At 70.1% G+C, this 23,510-nt stretch carries 19 protein-coding genes; 8 read left to right on the top strand and 11 right to left on the bottom strand.

The genetic code is table 11. The features are described from left to right. Positions 1-97: 97 nt before the first annotated feature. The 3 genes from AC30CM_RS10165 to AC30CM_RS10155 all read right to left on the bottom strand — a co-directional run bounded on the left by AC30CM_RS10165 (position 98) and on the right by AC30CM_RS10155 (position 2,580). The gene (locus AC30CM_RS10165; protein WP_490116735.1) at positions 98-1,588 is read right to left on the bottom strand and encodes a sensor histidine kinase; all 1,491 of its coding nucleotides are present in this window, start codon (positions 1,586-1,588) and stop codon (positions 98-100) included. A 1-nt stretch (position 1,589) separates the two neighbouring features. Further along, a complete protein-coding gene (locus tag AC30CM_RS10160; RefSeq protein ID WP_490116734.1) occupies positions 1,590-2,249 on the bottom strand; it encodes a response regulator transcription factor in 660 nt (219 codons plus the stop codon). A gap of 61 nt (positions 2,250-2,310) precedes the next feature. Beyond that, positions 2,311-2,580: a metal-sensitive transcriptional regulator gene (locus AC30CM_RS10155; protein ID WP_490116733.1), complete on the bottom strand. Its 270-nt coding sequence runs from the start codon at positions 2,578-2,580 to the stop codon at positions 2,311-2,313. A gap of 406 nt (positions 2,581-2,986) precedes the next feature. On the opposite strand from AC30CM_RS10155, the gene AC30CM_RS10150 reads away from it, so the two are divergent. Further along, entirely contained in the window at positions 2,987-3,748 is a 762-nt protein-coding gene (locus AC30CM_RS10150) for a sulfite exporter TauE/SafE family protein (RefSeq protein WP_490116788.1), read from the top strand. Positions 3,749-3,769: 21 nt separating this feature from the next. Here the strand turns inward: AC30CM_RS10150 and AC30CM_RS10145 are convergent, their stop codons facing one another. Next, a complete protein-coding gene (locus tag AC30CM_RS10145; protein WP_490116732.1) occupies positions 3,770-4,282 on the bottom strand; it encodes a histone H1-like repetitive region-containing protein in 513 nt (170 codons plus the stop codon). A gap of 151 nt (positions 4,283-4,433) precedes the next feature. Between AC30CM_RS10145 and AC30CM_RS10140 the strand changes: the two genes are divergently transcribed. Both AC30CM_RS10140 and AC30CM_RS10135 read left to right on the top strand, forming a co-directional pair. Beyond that, complete coding sequence (locus tag AC30CM_RS10140) at positions 4,434-5,747, top strand: MFS transporter (protein WP_490116731.1); 1,314 nt, start codon at positions 4,434-4,436, stop codon at positions 5,745-5,747. Positions 5,748-6,000: 253 nt separating this feature from the next. Next, on the top strand, positions 6,001-6,171 hold the full coding sequence (locus AC30CM_RS10135) for a DUF8730 family Cys-rich protein (protein WP_490116730.1): 171 nt from the start codon (positions 6,001-6,003) through the stop codon (positions 6,169-6,171). 206 nt (positions 6,172-6,377) lie between these two features. On the opposite strand, the gene AC30CM_RS10130 is transcribed toward AC30CM_RS10135, so the two are convergent. From AC30CM_RS10130 to AC30CM_RS10120, 3 genes are all read right to left on the bottom strand, one after another. Next, positions 6,378-7,793, bottom strand: coding sequence for an amidase (locus tag AC30CM_RS10130; protein ID WP_490116729.1), 1,416 nt, complete (start codon positions 7,791-7,793; stop codon positions 6,378-6,380). 43 nt (positions 7,794-7,836) lie between these two features. Next, positions 7,837-9,315, bottom strand: coding sequence for a purine-cytosine permease family protein (locus AC30CM_RS10125; protein WP_490116728.1), 1,479 nt, complete (start codon positions 9,313-9,315; stop codon positions 7,837-7,839). Between the two features lie 239 nt (positions 9,316-9,554). Then, positions 9,555-10,466, bottom strand: a complete 912-nt coding sequence (locus tag AC30CM_RS10120; protein WP_490116727.1) for a LysR family transcriptional regulator — start codon at positions 10,464-10,466, stop codon at positions 9,555-9,557. Positions 10,467-10,551: 85 nt separating this feature from the next. Between AC30CM_RS10120 and AC30CM_RS10115 the strand changes: the two genes are divergently transcribed. Continuing rightward, complete coding sequence (locus tag AC30CM_RS10115; RefSeq protein ID WP_490116726.1) at positions 10,552-11,730, top strand: iron-containing alcohol dehydrogenase; 1,179 nt, start codon at positions 10,552-10,554, stop codon at positions 11,728-11,730. Here the strand turns inward: AC30CM_RS10115 and AC30CM_RS10110 are convergent. The 4 genes from AC30CM_RS10110 to mgtA all read right to left on the bottom strand — a co-directional run bounded on the left by AC30CM_RS10110 (position 11,721) and on the right by mgtA (position 18,438). Next, entirely contained in the window at positions 11,721-13,019 is a 1,299-nt protein-coding gene (locus AC30CM_RS10110; RefSeq protein WP_490116725.1) for an ABC transporter ATP-binding protein, read from the bottom strand. The genes AC30CM_RS10115 and AC30CM_RS10110 overlap by 10 nt on opposite strands. A gap of 62 nt (positions 13,020-13,081) precedes the next feature. Further along, positions 13,082-14,824 carry an ABC transporter permease gene (locus AC30CM_RS10105; RefSeq protein ID WP_490116724.1) on the bottom strand — a complete coding sequence of 581 codons (1,743 nt, stop codon included), beginning with the start codon at positions 14,822-14,824 and terminating at the stop codon, positions 13,082-13,084. 4 nt (positions 14,825-14,828) lie between these two features. Beyond that, entirely contained in the window at positions 14,829-15,620 is a 792-nt protein-coding gene (locus AC30CM_RS10100) for an MgtC/SapB family protein (protein WP_490116787.1), read from the bottom strand. 172 nt (positions 15,621-15,792) lie between these two features. Beyond that, positions 15,793-18,438 carry a magnesium-translocating P-type ATPase gene (mgtA, locus tag AC30CM_RS10095; RefSeq protein ID WP_490116723.1) on the bottom strand — a complete coding sequence of 882 codons (2,646 nt, stop codon included), beginning with the start codon at positions 18,436-18,438 and terminating at the stop codon, positions 15,793-15,795. A 316-nt stretch (positions 18,439-18,754) separates the two neighbouring features. On the opposite strand from mgtA, the gene AC30CM_RS10090 reads away from it, so the two are divergent. From AC30CM_RS10090 to AC30CM_RS10075, 4 genes are all read left to right on the top strand, one after another. Next, positions 18,755-19,096: an ArsR/SmtB family transcription factor gene (locus AC30CM_RS10090; protein WP_490116722.1), complete on the top strand. Its 342-nt coding sequence runs from the start codon at positions 18,755-18,757 to the stop codon at positions 19,094-19,096. Positions 19,097-19,284: 188 nt separating this feature from the next. Beyond that, a complete protein-coding gene (gene efeU, locus AC30CM_RS10085; protein WP_490116721.1) occupies positions 19,285-20,877 on the top strand; it encodes an iron uptake transporter permease EfeU in 1,593 nt (530 codons plus the stop codon). Beyond that, a complete protein-coding gene (gene efeO / locus AC30CM_RS10080; RefSeq protein WP_490116720.1) occupies positions 20,819-22,087 on the top strand; it encodes an iron uptake system protein EfeO in 1,269 nt (422 codons plus the stop codon). Before efeU ends, efeO begins: the two co-directional genes overlap by 59 nt. Then, a complete protein-coding gene (locus AC30CM_RS10075) occupies positions 22,087-23,376 on the top strand; it encodes a Dyp-type peroxidase (RefSeq protein ID WP_490116719.1) in 1,290 nt (429 codons plus the stop codon). The genes efeO and AC30CM_RS10075 overlap by 1 nt, the downstream gene beginning before the upstream one ends. The last annotated feature ends 134 nt before the right edge of the window (positions 23,377-23,510 follow it).

Genomic DNA, 23,510 nt, shown 5'->3' with positions numbered 1-23,510 from the left:
TCCCTAACAGTTCCTTAGGACGACGGGCCAGGACAACGGACCCCGGACAACGGGCCTCGGACGACGGGCCTCGGACGACGGGCCTCGGACGACGGGCCTAGGACGACGGGCCGGCCAGCCGAACCTCGACGGCCAGGCCTCGGCCCGCCCCGGAGTCCACCCGCAACGCCCCGCCGGCCCGCTCGGCCAGTGCCGTGGCGATCGACAACCCCAACCCGCTGCCCTGCCCCACCGCGTCGGCGGCGCGGAAGAAACGCCTCGTGATCACCGGTGCGTCCTGCTCGGATACGCCGCGGCCGTCGTCGCGCACCCAGACGTGGACGTGCCGCCCCTCGGCTCGCGCCCCCACCTCGACGTGGGCCCCGCTGCCCGCGTGTGTCACGGCGTTGCTCAGCGCGACGTCGAGGATTCGAGCGAGGTCGCTCGCGCCGATCGCGGCCTGCACCGGTCCGGCGGTCACGACGGTCATCTGCATGCCTGCCTCGGCGATCGCGGCCGACCAGAAGTCAGCGCGTTCGACGACGACGGCCGAGACGTCGGCGCACGCGCCCTCGGGGCCGCCCTCCGGTGGCGCCTCGGCCACCGCCAGTGCCAACAGATCGGCGACGATGCCCTCCAGTCGGTCGACCTCACCTGCCACCTTGCGATGCGCCGCGACCGCCGACGTCGGAAGCGCCATTCCCAGCGTGTCGAGCCGAATGCGCAATGCCGCGAGCGGGTTTCGCAACGCGTGCGCCGAATCGGCGATGAGCCTGCGCTGGGCGAGGGCAGCGGCCTCCACGTCCTGGGACATGGCGTCGAAGACGGCCGCCAGCCGGCGCACCTCGTGCGGGCCGGTATATCCGTCGACCGGGCGGGTGCGCTCACCTTGCTCGATGGCCGCCGACGTCAGCACCCGCCTGCCCAGCGACGAGGCGCGCTCGGCCAACTCGGTGAGCGGGCGCACGGTCCAGCGCGACAGCGCGACGGCGATCAGCGAGGCGACGGCCAGCAGCGTGACCGCACCCGCGGCGATCAGCGCCCACGCCCGGGTCACGTCGGCCTTGGCAGCCGCCAGCGAGGCGGTCAGGACCACCGCGCCGTCGACCTGGGTTCCGGTACCGATGGGCACCGCGATCAAGACATGGTCGGGCGACCATGGCGTCACCGCGTCCGGCATGCCGGTGCGCTGATTGCGCAGCGCCTCGGAGGCGGCGGCCACCACGTTGGGGGCGGTGGTGGCCCCGGCCACCACGTTGGGCGCGGTGGTGGCCCCGGCCACCACGTTGGGCGCGGTGGTGGCCCCGGCCACCACGTTGGGCGCCGTGGTGGCCCCGCCTGCCGACGCCACGACCGCGCCGTCGCTGCCGAACACCGCCACCGGTTCGTCGTAGAGCGCGACGTAGCGGTCGAGCGCCTGCCGTAACTCCACCCCGTGCAGGCCGTCCTCGCGGCCCGCCAGGTTGGCGAAGTACGCCGCGGCCGCGGTCCGGTTCTCGCTGAACCGTTGCAACCGTTCGCGTCCCAGCGTGGCCGCCAGCGGGACCGACAGGATCGCCACCACGACCGTCGAGTACGCGATCAGGACCAGGAGCACCCGCCGCCACACGTCAGGATCCCCAGCGGTAGCCGTAGCCGCGGATGGTGACGATGACGTCGGGCCTGGCCAGCTTGGCCCGCAGCGAGGTCATGTGCACGTCGAGGCTACGCGAGATGGCCACGTAGGCGTCGCCCCAGATCGCATCCATCAGCTGCTGCCGGCTCACCGCCTCCCCCGACCGTGACGCCAGGTAGGCCAGGACGTCGAACTCCTTGGGAGACAACGCGACCTCGGCTCCGCCGACCTCGAGACGCCGCGCGTCGAGATCGACGACGACGTCGCCGAACACGACCGTGGCCGGTTCACGCTCCCCCACCGGCGACCGGCGTCGGCCCGCGACCTCGATGCGTGCCCGCAGCTCGTTGAGGCGTGCGGGTTTGACGACGTAGTCGTCGGCGCCGCCTCGCAAGGCTCGCACCACCGAGCGTTCGTCGTCGCGGGCGGTGAGGACCACCACCGGGATCTGGGTGACGGCGCGCAGCTGGCGCAGCACGGTCATGCCGTCGGCGTCGGGCAATCCGAGGTCGAGCAGTACCAGGTCGACGTCGCGGTGGCCCAACAGCAGGTCGGCGCCGCGGCGCATGCGCACGGGTGCGTGACCGACCTCGGTCAGCGCGTCGACCAGGGCCTCGCCGACGCCGTCGTCGTCCTCGACCACCGCGATGCGCATCGTGCCCAACCTACGACACCGCCGGCCTCACGACGGCGGGACTGCGCCGACTGCCGAGCGCTCATGCCAGGGCGAGGAACAGCTTCTCCAGCTCGGCCTCGGTCATGGGCCTCTCGTTGCCGTCGTCCGTCCCGGTCAGGCACTCCCGCAGCCCGGTGGCAACGATCTTGAAGCCCGCCCGGTCGAGCGCGCGGGAGACGGCGGCCAATTGGGTGACGACGTCCTTGCACTCGCGGCCCTGTTCGATCATCGAGATCACGCCCGCCAGTTGGCCTTGCGCACGCCGCAGTCGCTTCAGCACCGCGTCGATGGCTTCCGGATCGCCGACCATGGCTGTCTTCCCTTCGTTGCCGATGTCACGACGGTACCCGCGGGGGTATCCGTCACGGTGGACACGACCTCCGTCGTGGCACCGAGATTCCCAAGATACCCTGTGGGGTATCCAACATTGCCCGGTATGATACCCCTAGGGGTATGGTGAACCCGTCGCGTGTCACACCCCGCGGCGCCCTCGAACACGAAGGGACACCGTCGATGATCCTCAAGCAGTACTACGTGGAACGCCTGTCCCACGCGTCCTACCTGATCGCGGACGAGAGACCGGCCACGCGATCGTGGTCGATCCCCGGCGTGACGTCGGGGACCATCTCGCCGACCTCGTCGGCGGCCACCGCGCGTGAGTCGACGCCCTCGCAGGCGTCTGACCCGAGGGAGGGGAAGACGGCGTGGCCATCCCGATGAGCCTGGCTCTCGGCGCACTGATCGGCGTCCTGCTGGGGCTGCTCGGCGGCGGGGGCTCGATCCTCGCCGTCCCGGCACTGGTCTACGGCGTCGGCCTCGACGTCGAACGGGCCATCCCGACGTCGCTCATCGTCGTAGCGGCCGCCTCGGCGGTGGGAGTGCTCCCCAAGATCCGCGCCGGCCGGGTGCGGTGGCGCGTCGCGGCGGTGTTCGCCGCGGCGGGCATCCCGGCCACCGTCGTCGGCAGCGCCATCAGCCGTCAGCTGCCGCAGTCGGCGCTGCTCGCCGGCTTCGCGGCCGTGATGGTGGCTGCCGGCGTCCGGCTGCTGGCCGATCGGGGCGCCACCGGTACCGCCTGCGCCGTCGACGGCGGCCGGGTGAACTGGCGCCGATGCGTGCCCCGGTCCGTCGCCGCGGGCGCGTTCGTGGGCGTGCTCACCGGCCTGTTCGGCGTGGGGGGCGGCTTCCTCGTCGTCCCCGCGCTGGTGGTTCTGCTGGGCGTCGACATGGTGACGGCCGTCGGCACGTCACTGCTGATCGTCGCGGTCAATTCCGCGGCAGGCGTCGTCACGCACCTACAGGCCATCAGCATCGACTGGCACGTCACCATCGCATTCGTCGCTGCGGCGATGGTGAGTTCACTGGTCGCCGGGCACGTCGGCAGCCGAGTGGACACCGCCCGCCTGCAACGCTGGTTCGCCTACCTGGTCTTCGCGGTGGCCGCCTACGTGCTCGTCGATACGTTCCTGCTCCGCTGAGGGGAAGGCCGCCCCCGTCGCTCAGTCGGAACCGGCGCCGCCCAGCTCGTCGTAGGCTCGCCGGCCGCGGGCGAAGGTCGTCGGGTCACCACCCTTGTCGGGATGGTGCCGGGCCGCGTACGTCCGCCAGGCCCGCCGCAGGTCGGCCGCCGAGTACGGTGCCGTCATCCCGAGCACCCGTAGTGGATCCTGCGGTGGCGCAGGGAGTTCCGGCAGGGACATCGTCGGCGGAGACTCCGCCGTCGGCGCCGACGTGGCCGTGCGGGCCTTCTGCGGCGCGGCCTTCTTGGCCGCCTTCTTGGCCGCCTTCTTCGCGGGGGCCTTCCTCGCCGCCGCCTTCTTGGCCGGGGCCTTCTGCGCGGGAGCCTTCTTCGCGGGAGCCTTCTTCGCGGGAGCCTTCTTCGCCGCCGCCTTCTTCGCCGACGCCTTCTTGGCCGGAGCCTTCTTGGCCGGAGCCTTCTTCGCGGGAGCCTTCTTCGCGGGAGCCTTCTTGGCCGGGGCCATTTCCCCACCCCGCCGAGCGACGTCGCTCATGCCGCACCTCCTCTCGCAACGCTCGAACCGACAGCGTAGGGGTGCCCCGTGAAACGAACCTGAAGGCCCGACCAGCGCACGGCCACAGCATTTCGGCAGGAAAATCCACAGGACACTCACGGCATCGTCGGGATTGGCGACACTTCACACGGTGAACCTTCCGTGCGTGTCGTCCACGGTGAGCGCCCCTGACTCGGCAGGGCTCAAGCGTTCGCTGTGGGCATTGGACGGCGTCAACTTCTTCCTCGCCGACGTCCAAGCGGGCCTCGGACCGTTCCTCGGCGTCTACCTGATCAACAAGGAGACGTGGAATCCGGCGAACATCGGCCTGATCCTCACCCTGGGCGGTGCGGTGGGGTTGCTGCTGAACGCGCCCGCAGGTGCCCTCATCGACGCCACCATGCACAAGCGCGCCCTGCTCGCCGCCGCGGCAGCGCTGACGTCGTTCGGCACGTTCATCGTCACGCTTGCCCCCACCTTCGCGGTGGTGACCGCGGCGCAACTCGTCACCGGAGTCGCCGGCGTCGTGCTGGGTCCGGTCATCGCGGCCATGGCGCTGGGCATGGTCGGCCCGCAGCGTTACGCCGCGCAGACGGGGCGCATGCAGGCGTTCAACCACGCCGGCAACGTCATGGGTTCGGCGGTGGCCGGGCTGGCCGGCTACCTGATCAGCTTGCGGATGGGATTTTGGCTGGCCAGCCTGTTCGGCATCTTCGTGGTCCTGGCGACGCTGCTGATCAAACCCCGGCTCATCGATCACGACGTGGCACGCGGCATGAAGCCGAGGCGAGACGACGACGGCGACGGCGACGGCGACGACAAGCCATCGGGATTCACCGTGCTGCTGCGCAATCGGCCGCTGCTGATGCTGGCCGCCGTGGTGGGGCTCTGGCAGTTGGCCAACGGAGCGATGCTGCCCATCACCGGCCAGAAGCTCGCCGTGGGCGACGTGCACGACGGTGCGCTCTACCAGGCGGCACTGATCATCGTGGCCCAGCTCGTGATGATCCCCATGGCCATGGTGGTCTCCAGGCGCGGTGACCGATGGGGCCGAAAGCCGCTGATGGTGTTGGCCTTTGCCGTGCTGCCGCTTCGCGGAGTGCTGTTCATCCTGGCGCAGTACCCGGGCGAGGTGATCGCCGTGCAGGCCCTCGACGGCGTGGGCGCCGGTCTGCAGGGCGCCTTGTTCGCCATCATGGTGGCCGACCTCACCCAGGGCAGCGGCCGATACAACGTCGCCTTCGGTGCGGCCACCATGGTGCAGGGCATCGGCGGCGCACTGAGCCCGACGCTCGCCGGGGCCATCGACGCAGCGGCCGGCTACGGCGCGGCCATGTGGGCCTTGACGGGGATCGCCACACTCGCCCTGGCGCTGCTGGTCGTCGCCGTACCCGAGACCCGGCCAGCGCTCGACGAGCCACCTGCCGACAGCGACGCGAAGCCCGAGCCCACCGCGGTCGGCTGACGGGCCGCCGGTACGCCGTCGCGCCCCGCCGGTCGTGGCCCACGACCGCTGCCCGGCAATCGATCACGGTCGCCGGCCGCGACCGGTGAGCCACCCTCCGCCCCCGCCGTGGGCATCGCCACGCGGTCCGCGGCGGTTCTCACGGCAGTGCCAGACGTCCCTGCGCATACCCTAGGGGGTATGGTATACCTGGCGTGATGGTCGAGGGTTGGCTTCGCCCGCTGCGACCACCGCCGGAGGAAGGGGCTGCGACATGTGCCATCCCGTGACGTGCACGACATGCCACGAGACGACCTGGGCGGGCTGCGGCAGGCACGTCGAGGCGGTCAGACGCGCCGTACCGCGCGACCAATGGTGCGACGGCCACGATCGTGCCGCCGCACCGACTCCCCGGCGGGGCCTGTTCCGCACGAGGGGCCGATGACCGTCACATGACGACGCGTCGTGCTCCACACCCCCGCACGCACCGCATCATTCGTCGCATCGAGCCTCGACGCCGGCGCCGAGACCCCCCAGGGGCACTTCGCCGGTCTGCCGTGGACACTCACGATCCCGACCACGGTCCCCGCGTGCCGGCGAGCATCGTCGTGCGAACGTCGGGATGCCACGCCGCGCGCGGCGGGCTGACCCTCACAGCTGCGGGTGCCGCTTGTTCCACGGCGTCGCCGCCTGGAAGGCGCCCACCACGTCGACCAGTCGGCGTTCGGTGAACGCACTGCCCACCAGCTGCAACCCCACCGGGAACGGCAGCCCGGACTCCGTCGTGGTGAAGCCCCCGGGAAAGGTGATGGTAGGCAGCTGGGACAACGTGAACGGGACCGTGAACCGGTGTACCCCCGCCGTGGTCTCCTCGTCCATGCGGATCATCTTGTCGACCGGCGGTGCGATGAACGACATCGCCGGGATCAGAACGGCATCCACGGGAGCCAGGGCAGCCTCCATGCGCCCCTTGAAGTTCAAGCGGCGCTGCAGCAGCTCGTCGTACTCGATGCCGGACATCGCGATTCCGCGGTCGATCAGCTCGCTGAGCGCAGCCCCGTAGGTCTCACGGTGTTCCGGGTACAGACCGCGGTGCGCCCGCGCGGTCTGGACGGCGCATACGCCGAACCAGTCGGTGATGGCCTGGGTGGGGTCGGGCAGCGTGATGTCGACCAGTTCGGCGCCGAGGTCGCGCAGCGCACCTTCCGTGTCGCGGTGTGCGCCTTCGACGTCGGCGCTCACCTCGTGGTAGCTCCACCGCGGGTCGACGCCGATGCGCACGCCCCGCAGCGAGCTGGGTACCGCAACGTCGAACGCGGGCACGGGCTCCGACGACGCCGTGGGGTCCCGGGGGTCGGCGCCGGCGATCGCACCCAGGATCAACCCCGCGTCCCTGGCCGAGCGGCAGATGGGGCCCACGTGGTCGAGGGTGGCCGCGAGTTCGACGACGCCGGCCCGGCTGACACGGCCCCACGTCGGCTTCAGGCCGGTGGCACCGTTGGACGCCGACGGCATCCGGATGGACCCGCCGGTGTCGGAACCCAGTGCCCCGAAACACAATCCGGCGACGGGGGCAACACCGCTCCCGCTGGACGAGACACCCACCCAGCGCGTGGGATCCCACGGGTTGAGCGGCGCCCGGAACGGTGGCGTGTGCTCGGTGTACACCCCCTCGGTCGTGTGCACCTTGCCCACGATGACCGCACCGGCCCGTTCGAGCCGCTCGACGACGGTTGCCGTCTCGGTCGCCACCTGACCCGCACGCACCGCCATGCCGGCCTCGGTGCGCCACCCCGCCCTGTGGTAGATGTCCTTGATCGCCAGCGGGATGCCGTCCAGCGGTCCCCGCGTGGCACCGGACGCGCGGCGCGCGTCGGATTCCGCAGCACTCCTCCTGGCCTCGTCCTCGGCGACGAAGGCGAACGCCCCCACGCGATCGTCGACGGCACGGATGCGTTCCAACACCAGGTCGGTCAAGTGTTCGGAGCTGACGTCGCCGGTGGCGAGCAACTCGACGACGTCGCAGATTTCACGGTAGTGCAGGGGTTCGGTGAGGCTCTCGGTCATCACGACGCCCTTTCTGTGTCGGTTCTCGGTGTCTTCGGATGGTCTAGTCGCCGGGCTCGGTCGCGACGGCGCGGTGCGCGTCGGCCGTGGGATCCTCGGACTCGATGTCGAGCGCGCCGGAGGCGGGCAGCCCGTACTGCGACCCCTTGGTCAGGATGGTCAGGGGAACGTACACGATCGGGCCCACCACCATGGCCGCGAACGATGCGAAGTACAGCGGGTAAGCACCCGCGACGCCGAGCGCCCCCACCGCGACACCTGCGGCGAGAGCCGCCATGCCGCAGACGTTCCAGTCCTTGACGCGCCCCTCGCGGTACTCGACGAGCGTGCTGGGAGCGAGCTTGAGCAGCTTGCGGCACACGAAGTAGTCACTGAGCAAGATGAAGATCCACGTGTTGGTCATGATGCCGGTGACCGCGAGGAACTTGTCGGTGTACTGCAACACGTTGATGGGATAGAGCGCGATGCCCAGGACCACCAGTAGCACCATCCACCACTGTCGACCGACCTTCTTCGGCGACAGCACGTCCCACGCATTGGACAGGGCCAATGAGCCGGAATAGAGGTTCATGACGTTGATCCTCACCTGGGTGAGGATCGCGAACACCACGCCGAGCACGCCCATCACGACGGCGAAGATCAGGCCGGGGTCGGTGGCCGCGAGTTCCCGCGTGGCACGGTCGCCGTCGAAGTGCGAGATCATCGTGAATCCCAAGAACACGCCGAGCACCATGACCACCGAGATCATCAACAGCTCGACCAGCATCACGCCGCCCGTGCCGACGTAGGACACCGACCGCTTGACGAATCGACCGTAGTCGGTGGCGATGAGCGCCTGGAAGACCACCTGACCGTTGGCCAGGCTCAGGGCCTGCCACATGGCGGTGGCGGTGACGCCGTCTTCGACGGCCCATTCCCCGGGACCCACCAGGACGTAGCCGTTGGCCAGCATGACCATGCCGATGACGAACAGCACGAGGAAGATCGGCATGCCGAAGCGCTGTAGGACGTTCATCGAGTGCATCCCGCGCCACGAGTAGTACAGCGCGATGAGTGCGACGATCGCGAACACGACGCTGGCGGCAGCGGAATCAATGGATATGCCCAGGATTTCGCTGAGACCGTGCGAGACGATGCTGCCTTCGAAGATGAAGTAGAACACGTAGTTGACGGCGTAGACGAAGGAGGCGATCGCCGAGCCGCGGGCCCCGAAGCCCAGACCACGCGACAACAGCGGCAGCGACAGGCCCTGCTGGCTGGCGATGCGCATCACCAATGCCCCGACCACGGTCGCTCCGACCACCATGTAGGCAATCGGGACGAGAACTCCCGGCCACCCCACGAGGAAGCCCATCTGGCCACCTAGCGCGAACCAGAACATGGCGGTGACGTTGCCGGTGAGCACCAGCAAGATCGCCGGGCGCCGCCAGCGTTGACCGTCGGGCACGCGGGTGGTGGCGTAGCTCTCCACCTGGTCGTCCAGGCTCGTCGCCGGACCATGGAAGTAACTGCTGAGATTCAACGCTCGAGCCCTTTCGACTCCGTGTGACCACATCCCGATGCGTACCGCCGTCACCGATCGACGTGGAGGGGACGAGCGGAGCGACGTCGTGCGCTGCACGGGTGTCACCTGCCGCTGATGTGAACTACATCTCAACCCGGTCATCGTGCGAAGTCAATGGACATTCGTGCACCGAAGCGTGCAGAAATGCAGCACGCCGCAGACCTCAGTGGATTGATCGAATGACGTTGCGAAAAGGCTTATTTCGAGGTCACTCCCCCTCGGGGCCGGTGGAGGTCCGGGTGCTGCTCGACGGTGTCGGCCAAGAACGTGCACACGGTCCGCACCCGGTGCAGCCGCTCCAGCTCTCGAGGCACCACCAGCCAGTACATCCGACGCACGTTGAACACGTCCGGGAGAACCCGCGTCAGCCGATCGTCGCCGTTGCCGATGTATGCGGGCAGTGGCGCCACGCCCAGTCCGCTGCGTGCGGCCAGCCAGTGCCCGGTGATGTTCGAGATCTGCGCGTCGACCTGCTGGACGTGCGGTAGCTCGTCGAGGATGCGTAGCGGCTCGATGTCCAAGAGCGCGTTGACGTACCAGATCAGCGTGTGCGAACGCAGGTCGGCCACCTTCGTGATGGGCGGATTGGCGGCCAGGTAGTCGGCGGTGGCGTACAGGCCCAGGTGGTAGTCGCAGAGCACGTCGGCGCGTACCGCGCGGGACGTCGGACGCTCCAGTGTCACCGCCACGTCGAAGTGCCTCTCGGAGACCGCGTCGTGGACCGTCGCGGTGACGAGTTCCACGGTCAGGCGCGGATGCTCGTTCTTCAGGTCTACCAGGCGTGGCGCGATGATGAACGCACCGAATCCGTCGGTCGTGGTGATGCGGATGGAACCCGTGAGAGCGTCGGCGGCGCCACTTCGTACGTCGTAGGCCGCCAGTACCGCAGACTCGACGGCTTCGGCCCGCGGGAGCAGCCGCTTGCCGGCCTCGGTCAGTCGCCAACCACCGGGAGCCCGGTCGAAGAGCCGCTCGCCGACGGCGCGTTCGAGGGCCGTGATCCGGCGCCCCACGGTGGTGTGGTCGACCTCGAGCACCCGGGACGCGTCACTGAGCCGACCCGCCCTGGCCACCTCGAGGAAGTAGCGCAGGTTGTCGGCGCTGAGCATGCCACCCTTTCGGTCGTGCAAATCTGCAGTCCCCAGAGCGTATTTACTCGTTGACTGGTGCGCAAATCTCACATCCCATGGTGGTGTGACCCCAACGACTTCCGCGTCCTACGACGTGACCCTGCCCCGCCACAGCAAGATCGGCGCTGGTGCCGCAGCAGAACTCGGCACGCTGTGCTCCCAGATCGGCATCGTGCGACCACTTCTCGTCACCGATCGGTACCTCACCGACACGGGCCACGCCGACCGGCTGATGGCCGTCCTGCGGGCAGCAGGCTGCACGCCAGCGTCGTTCTCCGACACGGTGCCCGACCCCACGTCGTCGTCGTTGATCCCCGGGCTCGAGGCGGTACGCGCACACCGGGCGGACGGCATCATCGGCTTCGGTGGGGGCAGCCCGATGGACACCGCCAAAGCGCTTGCGGTGCTTGCCGTCTCGGATGCGGACATCGCGTCGTTCAAGGCGCCGCACCGCCACGCCGGGCCGGCGTTGCCGATCGTCGCGGTGCCCACCACGGCCGGCAGCGGCTCGGAGGCCACGCAGTTCACGGTGATCACCGACGACGAGACCGACGAGAAGATGCTCTGTCCGGGCCTGTCGTTCCTACCGGTGGCCACGGTCGTCGACTTCGAGTTGACCCTGTCGATGCCCGCACGCCTCACGGCCGACACGGGGGTGGACGCTCTGACGCATGCCATCGAGGCCTACGTGAGCCGACGCGCCAACCCCTTCAGCGACGGTTTGGCCCTGGTGGCCATGCGGACCATCAGCGCCAACCTGCGTCGCGCCTACGCCGACGGTCAGGATCGCGCGGCGCGCGAGGCCATGATGCTCGCCTCGACGCAGGCCGGGATGGCGTTCTCGAACGCGAGCGTCGCGTTGGTGCACGGCATGAGTCGTCCCATCGGCGGCCACTTTCACGTGGCGCACGGTCTGTCCAATGCGATGCTCTTGCCCGCCGTCACGCGGTTCTCGGCAGACGCCGCCACGGCCCGGTACGCCGAATGTGCCCGCGCCATGCGGGTGGCCGACGATTCGACGAGCGACGACGTGGCCGCGGCTGCCCTCGTCGACGAACTCGACGCCCTGTGTCACGACGTCGGCGTCCCCACGCCGGCGCAGTACGGCATCGACGAGGACGAGTGGAACGGACGACTGGACGTGATGGCCCGGCAGGCGCTGGCGTCCGGCTCCCCCGCGAACAACCCGCGGGTGCCCGACGTCGACGACGTCGTCGCGCTGTACCAGTCGATCTACGCCTGATCCCGATCGGCCGCGATCGTGTCGCTGCCGGTGTCGTAGTCGAACAGTTCGCCATAGCGACCCCAGTCGATCGCGGTGTCCAGCTGCCGTTGGGCGTCGGCGGGGCTGAAACTCCGCTTGAGCAGGTCGAGGAAGAACCCGGCCCGCAGCGTCCCGTTGGCGCTCGCCGAGAGCGCCGTGCAGATGGTGCGCACCAGCGGCGCCTGCCGTCGCGCCTGCTCGGCGAAGACGTACTTGCTGTCCTGGATGTTGGCCGTCGCGAACTTCGTTCCGGCGGTGGTGATCTCGAGATCGCCGCCGGCGACCCTCAGCAGGTCGAGCAGCGCGGCGGCGTCGACGATGGGCAGGAGGTCGTCGATCTCGAAGTTCAGCTCGCCGGCGATGTCGGGCAGGTCGGCGCGGCCGCCGCGGGCGTGGACGATCGCGACCAGGCCCGCCAGGCCACCCACGCTGGCATCCGGCAGCGGTCGGGCACTGGGTGTGGCATCGGCGGGCTCGGGCACGGCGGCGTCGGCCTCCGTCCCCGTGAGGATGGCGTAGAGTTGGTCGACCAGCGCCGTGAACGCGACGCTGCGCCGATCCCGTGGGCGCGGCAGGTCGACGGCCACCTCCGCGCGCACCCGACCTGGGTTGGCGCTCAACACGATCACCCGGTCCGCCAGCTGGACGGCCTCGTCGATGTTGTGCGTCACCAGACAGATGGCCTGGGTGGGAAAGTCCCGCCCGGCCCACAGCGAGACCAGTTCGGCCCGCAGGTTCTCGGCCGTGAGCACGTCGAGGGCGGAGAACGGTTCGTCCATCAGCAGCAGATCCGGCTCGAGCACCAGGGCTCGCGCGAAGCCGACGCGCTGACGCATGCCGCCGGAGAGCTCCTTGGGATAGGCCGACTCGAAGCCGTCGAGACCGATCAGGTCGATGGCCGTGAGAGCCTGCGCCCGGCGCTGCGCCGGTGGCACCCCACGCGCGGCCAGTCCCAGTTCCACGTTGTCCTGCACGGTGAGCCACGGCATGAGGGCGAACGTCTGGAATACCATGGCCGCTCCGGGATTGGCGCCGTCGAGCGGTGTTCCGCGGTAGCGCACGGTGCCGTCGGTGGGACTGATGAGACCGGCGATGGTGCGCAGCAGCGTGGACTTGCCGGATCCCGATCGCCCCAGCAGGGCGACGATCTCACCGGCGTGGACGGCCAGGCACACGTCGTCCAGGACGAGCATGGAGTCTCCGGCAGCACCGGTGAAGCGCTTGCTGACGTGGTCGACGCGGATGAGGGTGGTCTTCGGTGCAGTCACGATGTCCTCTCGAGTTGGTCGGGGCGGTCAGGTCGGGTCAGGTCGGGCCAGGTCAGGTCAGGTCAGGTCAGGGAATAGCGCCGCTGCGCCAGCGCATAGAGGCGGCGCCAGAAGACCCGGTTGGTGGTCACGACGAAGACGCTCATGACCAGCACGCCGATGAGCACGTGGCTCGCGTTGCCGGCGGCGGTGGCCTCGGTGACGTAGGCCCCCAGGCCCGTCGCGGTCAACGTGGTGCCGTCGTAGGTGACCACCTCGGCGACGATCGCGGCGTTCCACGCGCCGCCGGCCGCGGTGATGCCCCCGGTGACGTAGCTGGGAAAGACCGCGGGCAGGATCAGTCTGCGCCACCACAGTTTCCGCGGCAATCCCAGGTTGGTCGCGGCCTCGCGCAGATCGTTGGGAATGGCACTGGCCCCGGCGATGACGTTGAACAGGACGTACCACTGCGCACCCAGACTCATCAGCAGGATGCCGCCGATGTTCAGGCTGATGCCGGTGGCGACCAAGACCGCGGTGACGAGCGGGAACAGGAAGTTGGCGGGAAACGACGCGAGCACCTGGACCATCGGTTGCGCCAGTCGGGCGACCCTGGGGTTCATGCCGATCCACACCCCCACGGGCACCCACACGACGGTGGCCACGACGACGAGCACGACGACGCGGGCGAACGTCACCATTCCCAGCGAAAAGGCGTGCCCCACCTCGGTGAGTCCACCGTTGGCGGCGACGTAGCCGAACACCCGGTACGCGCCGTAGCCCAGAAGCGCCGACAGGGCGGCGACGAAGACCACGTCACCCATCCGCCGACGGGCCGGCGAGGAGTGCAGCGGGTGATCGGCCGTCCCGAACACCGCCGTCACCCGGTCGAGCGGATGGACCAGGCGCCCGAGCGGCCGTCCGACGATCGTGGGAATTCGCGAAGCGCGCAGCAGGTTCAGCGTGACGCTGCGGGGAGCGACGGCGGTCTCGGAGTCCTCGACTCGGAAGCGTTCGGCCCACGCCGTCAGCGGCCGCCAGAACATCACGTTGACGCCGACGACCATGACGATCATCACCGCGACGGCGAGCAGGACGCGGTCCAGTTCACCGGCGTCGCCGGCCGCGGCGACGTAGGCACCGATGCCGGGCAGGGCGACGTGCCGGCCGTCGACGCTCAGCGCCTCCGAGGCCGTGAGGAAGAACCAGCCGCCCCCGAAGCTCATCATGCCGTTCCATACCAGCGGGATCATGCCCCCGGGTAGATCGACTCGCCAGAAGCGTTGCCAGCGGGACAGTCTCAGCAGCCGCGCCGCCTCGTCGAGTTCCCGGGGCTGCGAGACCAGGGAGTAGTAGAACGCGAACGTCATGTTCCAGGCCTGCGAGGTGAAGATCGCGAAGATCGACGCGCATTCCAATCCCAGCTCCGAGCCGGGGAACAGGGCGATGAAACCCGTGACGGTCACCGAGAGGAAACCGAGGATCGGCACCGACTGCAGGATGTCGAGCAGCGGGATCAGCACCGCCTCCGCGCGCCGCGACCGTGCCGCGGCCGTGGCGTAGACGAACGTGAAGAGCAGCGACAGCGCCAGCGCGACGAACATGCGCAGCAAGGAGCGCGCGGCGAAGTACGGCAGCTCGGCGGGATCGGTGGACACGGTGGCCTGCGCCGTCTGCGGGCTCCACGCAAGGGTGGTGCCGTGAGCCACCCGGACGGTCAGCCACAGCAGTGTCGCGGCGGCGACGAAGACCAGGACGTCGGCGCCGACGTGGCGGGCCGGGCGCGCCAGGGCGCCGCGCGTGGGAAAGGTGGAGGTGGTCGACATGGCTTCACCTGGTCTCGGTGTCGTTTCGGATGACGTCGTTTCGGATGACGTCGTTTCGGATGACGTCGTGTCGGACGAGGTCGCTGCGGGCGGTCGCACCGCCGACGGGATGAACGTGCCAGCGCACGCCGGTCACGGCGGGTTCGAACGACAGCGTGCTGACCGCGGACTCCAACTGCTTGTCGTCACGCTGGTCGGCCGAGAGCGCAGCGCGCACCTCGACCACGCCGTCGACGTCGGTGTGCACGCTCTCCACCGAGTGCAGCGCGAAGTTGGTGCGCGCCAGGGCCGATACGAGCAGGGTGCGCACGTGCGCCTGCGTGCCGTCGCGCGTGACGGCGTGGAACGTGTAGTCGACCGGGGTTTCGACGCCCGTGGCCGGTCGTCGATCCACGATCCGGCCCACGGGCCGCAGCACGATGTTGACCATGACGACGGCCGCGGTTCCTGCCACGGCCGTCGCGTAGAGCCCGGCGCCCGCCAACGAGCCGACGGCCGCCGAACACCACAGGGTGGCTGCGGTGTTCAGGCCGCGCACGCTGAGCCCCTCCCGCAGGATGACCCCGGCTCCGAGAAACCCTATGCCCGAGACGATCTGGGCCGCGACCCGGGTGGGATCGGCCGTGGCGCCGCTGAATCCGTGCGCCGACAGCAGGACGAACAAGGTGGCGCCCGTGGCGACGAGGGCGTTGGTGCGCAGCCCCGCGATGCGAGCCCGGAACTGGCGCTCGAAGCCGATCACCGTTCCCAGTCCCACGCCGACGCCGAGGCGAGCGAGCATGTCGAGTGTCATCATCGGGTCAGCCCCCTCGGGGTCGTCGGGTACGGGCTCGTGGCGGACGCAGTCGGGCATGCGGTGGCCGGTGAGGGCATCGCGGCCCCGGTGGCGAGGTCGATCGAAGGCATGGCGGATCACCCGGCTTTCACGGAGGTCGGAGGGTTGGTGGTGCGCGGGCGTGGGCCCGCGGCTAGAGCCAGCTCGGATGGCGGCGCACGTAGTGCTGCTTGACCAGTTGTGCCGCAACGGCGTAAGTCACGGTGATCCCGATCAGCGCCGCCAGCGGCGCCGCCGGTAGCGGCACGAGGTGCAGCGGGCCGGCCAGCGGACTCCACGCCAGGAGCACCCCGGCCGCGGCGACCGTGGCCGCGGCCAGCCACACCGGCCGCGCAGGCCCGCGATCCCGCCACGGCGGCAGCGAGGTCCGCAGGACCAGCACGACGAGCAGCTGACTGCACAGCCCCTCGACGAACCACTCCGTCTGGAATGTCGCCGGTGCAGCTGGGCCGCCGAAGCCCCACCACAGCGCGGCGAAGGTCGCGAGGTCGAACAGCGAACTGAGCGAACCGAAGACGACCATGAAGCTCACCAATCCCCCGGACTGCCAGCGCCGCGGGCGCGTCACGGCGTGGTCGTCGACGCGATCCCACGCCGTGGCCACCTGCGCCGTGTCGTAGAGCACGTTCTGCACCATCAACTGGATCGGCAGGATCGGCAGGAACGGCAGCAACACGCTCGCCGCCACCACCGACAGCACGTTCCCGAAGTTCGAACTCGCAGTGATCTTGACGTACTTCATGGTGTTGGCCAGCGTGCGACGGCCCTCCACGACACCGCGTGCCAACACCGCCAGATCCTCGTCGAGCAGCACCAGGTCGGCGGCGTACCGCGCTGCGTCGGTTGCGGTGTCGGATGCGATGCCGGCGTCGGCCAAGCGCAGTGCGGCAACGTCGTTCACCCCGTCGCCCAGGAAGCCCACCGTGTGTCCGCCCGCTCGCAGCGCCGCCAGGATTCGCGTCTTGTGTGATGGGGCCAGTTCGGCGAAGACGTCGCTGTGCGCCGCCATCGCACGCAGGTCGTCGTCGGTGGCGGCATCTACGTCGGCGCCGACGACCACCGTGGCGGCGTCGAGCCCGACCTGCGCGGCCACCTGCCGCGCGACCACCGGACCGTCGCCGGTGAGCATCTTGACCGCCACGCCATGGGCGGCCAGGCTCGCCACCGCGGGCGCGGCGCTGTCGCGGACTGGATCCTCGAAGCTCGCGAAACCGGCCAGGATCAACCGCTTCTCGTCCCGCGAACCGTACGGCTCCCACCGCGCGGGGAGGTAGTCCACCGCGACGGCGACCACCCGACGACCCTGCCTGCGGACGGCGTCGACCATGCCGGCTGCCCGGAGCCGCAGTTCGTCGTCCAACTCCGTGACCCGCCCGCCAACCCGCACCCGGTCGCACAGGGCCAGCATGCGATCGGCGTCACCCCGGCAGATCAGCACGTGCTCGTCGTGCCGCCGGGACACCACGACGGTGCCGACACCGCGCGCAGGCTCGAACGCGATCTCGCCGACCTTCGCGTACGCCGCTCGCGCCAGCACGTCCAGCGCCGCGTCCCCGCCCGCCACCTCGGCCATCGCCTCGTCCAGCGGCGTGCCCGGTTCGTCGGAGAAGTGCGCTGCCAGATAGGCGAATTCGGCGACCACGTCGTCGGGTCGCCCGGTGACGTCGACGCTGTGCGCGTGCACCACGCGGTTCTCGGTCAGGGTGCCGGTCTTGTCCACGCACAGCACGTCCACCGCACCGAGATCCTGGATCGCGTCCAGCCGCCGGACCAGCACGCGGTCGCCCGCCAGCCGCGCCGCGCCGCGCGCCAGGTTCGCGGTGACGATCACCGGCAGCATCTCCGGGGTCAGACCCACCACGACGGCGAGGGCGAACGACCCGGCCCGGGCCCACTCGTCACCGACCAGCCCGCTCACCACGAACACCAACGGCGCCAGCACCATCGTGCACCGCACCAAGGTCCACCCGACGGCGCGCACGCCGACGTCCACGCTGGACTCCGGCCGCGCCGCACCGGCGGCGCGCGCGAGCGACGCCCCGTAGGTCCGGTCACCGGTCGCGATCACGACCCCGGTCGCGGTGCCCGAGACCACGGCGGTCCCCGCAAAGCACAGCGCCGAGTGGTCCACGACGGCAGCGGGTCCGGTCCGTCCCGGCGCCGGCGCCTGCCGCGGGACGCTCTTGGGCACCGGCAACACTTCCCCGCTGAGCACCGCCTGATCGACGACGAGGTCGGTGGTCGAGAGCAGGCGGAGGTCGGCGGCCACCACGTCGCCCGCGCCGACCACGACGACGTCGCCGGGGACCAGGTCGCGCGAGGGCACGTCGCGCGCGATCGGCTCCGCCTCCGGTGTGGCGCGCCTACGGACGGTCGTGGTGGTGAGCACGAGGTCTTCGAGGGCCAGACCGGCCCGCGTCGAGCGGGTCTGCTGCCAGATGCGCAGGCCCACGGCGAGGACCACCATCAGCGCCACGGTCGCCGCGCCGTGCCACTCGCCCAGCACCAGGAACACCACGCCCACGACGGCAAGCAAGGCGACGAACGGGCTGCGCACCGCATCGATCGGGTTGGGCCCGCGCACCGTGATCGACAGCGCGTCGTTGTCACCGACCTCGCGCAGCCGAGCTTCTGCTTGTCGTTCGGTCAGCCCACGCGGCGAACCGGCCACGCGCTGGAACACGGCGAACACCGACGCACTGCCCAGATCTGCAAGCGCGTAGTCCGCGCCTGCCTGCAGCGGGCGCCGCGTCGACGGACGCGCCGTGGGAAAGGTCATCATCGGTCCTTCGCGTGAGGTGATCGTTCGTCGAACTCGAGTCCATCCGACGGCCCCCACCGAAAACCGCTGCGACTAAATCGATCCCATCGGGAAACGGTGGCCTGGCACTGATCGGCGGAGGCAGCGACTACTTCCTTCGATCATGCGGGTTCACCTCCCATCGGCACGCCCCCGACCGGCGTCGGGCGCGCACCCAGTAGACCCCAGAACCGCCAAACAGTCAAACGGTTGCGCAAGTGTGCCGAATGGGACAGCCTGGACGCCACACCGAGAGTCGCCGCCACACCGAGAGCCACGGAAAGGATGCCACTGCGTGCCAGAGTTCACCGCAGAACCGCACGATGCCCCCTCCCCCGCCGACCTACAGGACATCGCCGCCCTGTTCGGCCTGCTGTCGGCGACGGTACGGCTGCACATCCTGTGGCTCCTCGACGGCGGGGAACGCGACGTGGGCACCCTCGCCGACATCACCGGACAATCGGTCGCCACCGTGAGCCATCACCTGGCCAAACTGAAGCTGGCGGGGCTGGTGCGCGCGTCCCGGCACGGCAAGCGACAGGTGTACGTCGCCACCGATCCCGACGCCCTGGCGGTGGTCCGCATCGCCCTGGGCGCCCGCGCGTCGCAGCCGAAACCGCGGGCCCGCCGGGCCTGACGGGCCCGACCAAGGGCACCCGCGCCGCACGGGCCCGGCCTCCCGATGGCGGGAAGATGCTGTCAGCAACCTGGCAATGTGCTGAATCCCGCGCCGTGCCATGGCCTTTCGGCATGCGGTAAGCCTAACCTGCTTACTAGTCGTTCCTCGATGGGACGCAATGGCGAGAGGGTACGGGGCTGAACGGCATGTTCGTGGGCACGTTCCTGATCGGACTGCGGGAGGGCCTGGAAGCGACCCTCATCGTCGGGATCGTCGGTGCGTTCCTGCGGCGCAACGGGGCCTCGGTGCGCCCGATGATGGCAGGTGTCGCGGTTGCCGTGACGCTGAGCATCGCCGTGGGCGTCGGTCTCGACCTGCTGTCGACGTCGCTGCCCCAACGCCAGCAGGAGATGCTGGAGACGGTGATCGGCGCTGCCGCCGTGGTGTTCGTCACCACGATGATCATCTGGATGAACCGCCACGCCGTCGCCATGAAGGGCGAACTGGAAGACCACGCGGCGCGCGCCATCGGCACGGGCAGTTCCCTCGCCCTGGCAGGCATGGCGTTCCTCGCGGTGCTCAAGGAGGGCTTCGAGACCGCAGTCTTCCTGCTGGCCGCAGCGCAGGCGACCCACGGCAGCCGATGGGCCGCCCTCCTCGGCGGGCTCTCCGGGATCGCGGTGGCGGTCGGCATCGGCGTCGGCATCTACCTCGGCGGCATCAAGCTGAACCTGGCGCGGTTTTTCCGCGTCACCGGCGTGTTCCTGGTCTTCGTGGCCGCCGGCCTGGTGTTGAACACGCTCCGGACCGCCCACGAGGCCGGCTGGCTCACCGTCGGACAGGACCGCGTCGCCGACCTCACGTCCTGGCTGTCCGCCCGTTCGGTGCTCGGCGCCGTGGCCACGGGAATGTTCGGCATCCCCGTCGATCCGCGCCAGATCGAGGTGATCGGCTGGGCGCTCTACGCCGTACCGGTGCTGGCGGTGTTCCTGTGGCCGGCCACGTCGAGGCGCTGCGCGCGGACCCGTCGGCGCGTCCTGCTGAGCGCGGCGATCGGTCTGGCCGTCGCCGCAGGCGCGCTGGCACTCCTGACACCCGGCCCGCGACCCGCACCGGGCGCCACCCGAGCGGTCGCGCTGACCGGCGGCGGCACCACGTCGGTCACCGTGCGGGTCGCCGACGGCGCCACCCTTCGGGTCGGCGACGCCGAGCCCGTCGCGCTGACCCCAGCCGGCACCGGCTCGACCGACGGGGTGGCGACCCAGCTGTGGCAGGCCCGCGTGCCCGCCGACCCCGGCGTGAACGCCCCGTCGGCCACGCTCGCCGACCTGGCCCGCCTGACCGGTGGCCGGCTCCCGGTGGGTCTGGGCGCCAACCGGGCACCCGGGCCGTTCCAGGCCAGCTGGAGCGGATCCCGCACGTATCAGGCCGTCACCCATGGTGATTCGCTCATCAGCGCACGCTCCGACGGCAACCGGATCGCGGTGCTGAGCGGCGGCGGGCTGACCGGTAACCGGACCGTGAGCCTCGGCGCGCTCCCGGGAGACTGGGCCACCCCTGCACCCGAGGACGACGCGGTGGCGGCCGCGCTCGCCCATCGCGACGTCACCGCACCCGCGGATGCACTCCTGCGCCTCTGGGCGCCGATCCTGCTGGCCGTCGCCGCCGTCGGCGCCGCGGCCACCGCCCTGCGCCCGCCTCGCACCTCCCCTTCGACCCCCGACGAAAGGCACGGCACCGATGACGCCGCAGGCAACCTCGCCCCACCCCCGCAACCGGACGGCGTCGCCCGCCCGTGACCCGTGGCTCGCGGTGCCCGCAGTGGCCGTCGCGGCCGCGCTGACGTTGAGCGGCTGCAGCGGTCACACCGATTCCGCCTCGGGCCCAACGCCATCCGGGGCGGCCCCCCAGGCCGTCACGGTCACCCTGGCCAACGACGGCGGCAAGGACACCTGCGCGCTGGATCACCCCACCGCTGCGGCCGGTCCGGTGACCTTCACGGTGGACAACGCCAGCGCACCGGGTATCACCGAAGTGGAACTGATCAAGGACCAGCGCATCGTCGGCGAGAAGGAGAACCTGGCACCCGGATTGGACCCGGTGTCGTTCACCGTGAGCCTGGACGGCGGCACGTACCAGGTGTATTGCCCCGGCGCCGACCGGGAATACGTCGACCTCGAGGTGACGGGACGGGCACCGGCCGCACCGTCGGGCACCGTGCAGACCGTGCTGGCCGACGGCACCAAGGGCTACGCGACGTACGTGACGGATCAGGTCCACCAACTCGACGCCGGCGTCAAGGCGCTCGACGCCGCCGTCCAGGCGGGCAACCTCGCGCAGGCCCGCGTCGAATACGCCAGGGCGCGGCCCTTCTACGAGCGCTCCGAAGCGAACGTCGACGGGTTCGTGCTCCCGGGCTTCGCGGTGGACGACAACGCCGGCAACCTCGACTACCTGATCGACATGCGGGAGTCGACCCCCGTCGACGCCAAGGTGGGCTGGAAGGGCTTTCACGCCATCGAGCGAGATCTGTGGCAGGGCAACGCCATCACGCCGACGACCAAGGCGCTCAGCACCGAGCTGGTGGGCAACGTCGACAAGCTGGTTGGCATCGTCACCCCCCTGCAGTACCAGCCCGAGGACCTGGCCAACGGCGCCGCCGACCTGATCGAAGAGGTGCAGAACACGAAGATCACCGGCGAGGAGGAGGCGTTCAGCCACCTCGACCTGGTGGACTTCGCGGGGAACGTGGAAGGGGCACGACAGGCCTATGCCTCGCTGCGACCGGGCCTGCAGCAGATCGACGCGAACCTGGTGGCGCAGCTCGACCAACGGTTCCAGACGGTGTCGACCACCCTGGACGGCTATCGCGACCCTGCCGGCCCGGGCGGCTTCGTGGTGTGGACACCGCAGCTGCGCGCCACGGACGCACCGAAACTCACCGCGGTGATCCAACCCCTGCATCAAAGCCTGTCCACCGTGGCCCAGAAGGTGGTTGCGGCGAGCTGATGAGCGAGCATCCCTCACCCGCCGCCCCCACCGACCACCCCGCGGCGGTGTCCCGCCGCGGCGTGCTGTCGGGCGCGCTGTGGGCCGGCCTCGGCGGAGTGGCCCTGGGAGCCGCCGCAGGCGGCGCCACCGGCTGGGCCCTGGCCGCCGACCACCCCGCGGGGTCCGACACCGTGGACCTCTCCCGGGCGTATCCGTTCTACGACCAGGCCCACCAGGGCGGCATCGACACCGAGCCGCAACGGCACTGCGTGTTCATGACGTTCCGATTCGCCGACACCGCCGACCGATCGGCGCTGCGAAGCCTCTTGGCCCGCTGGTCGGCGGGCATCGCGTCGCTACAGCAGGGCAGACCGGTGGGTGCGGTGCAGCCCAGCGTCGACGTGCAGCCACCCGGCGACACCGGCGAGGCGGTCGGGTTGAGCCCGGCGTCGCTGACCGTCACCGTGGGCCTGGGTCCCAGCGTCTTCGGTGATCGATTCGGGCTGGCGGCGCGCAAGCCCGCACTGTTCGGCGCCCTGCCGACGCTCAACGGCGACGACCTGGACCCCCGCCTGACCGGAGGGGATCTCAGCGTGCAGGCGTGCGCCGAGGACCCGCAGGTGTGCTACCACGCCGTCCGAAACCTCGCCCGGCTGGGGCGCGGCACCGTCTACCCCTTCTGGGCGGTGCTGGGATTCGGCAGGGCCTCGGCCGGACCGGGACAACAGACGCCGCGAAACCTGCTCGGCTTCAAGGACGGAACCCGCAACGTCGCCACCGACGACGAGTACCGCGAGTTCGTGTGGATCCAGGGTGGCGACCAACCGTGGCTGGAGGGCGGAACCTACCAGGTGGTCCGCAAGATCCGGATGCTGCTGGAGTCCTGGGACACCGACCGAGTGGGCAACCAGCAACGGATCTTCGGCAGGCACAAGGAGACCGGCGCGCCGCTCACCGGTTCCGACGAGTTCGACAACCCGGACTTCGGCGCACGCACGTCGGCAGGCGATCCCGTGATCGACCCGGTCTCCCACGTCGCACTGGCCGCACGGGAGAACAACGGCGGCATCATGATTCGCCGCCGCTCCTACAACTACACCGACGGCCTGGACCCCACCGGCGAACTCGATGCGGGGCTGCTGTTCGTCTCCTATCAGAACGATCCGCGACACTTCACCACGATCCAGAATCGGATCGGGGCACACGATCTGCTCAACGAGTACGTCCGCCACGTCGGCTCGGCCATCTTCGCCATACCGCCTGCTCCCGAGACGGGGCACTACCTGGGACAGGCTCTGTTCACGTGACGGTGGCGGCTCTGCTGCGCCGAACCACCCCTGCGCGGTCTGCCGAAGGGTCTCCGCCGGGTCGGCCAATCCCGCTCGGCAACAAACGGTCCGGACTCATTCGTCCCATCGGCCACACCACGTCGGGGCTGTGG

The organism is Mycobacterium sp. DHQP2018-32-09 (assembly GCF_058148405.1).
This window is presented reverse-complemented; position numbering and strand designations above follow the sequence as displayed.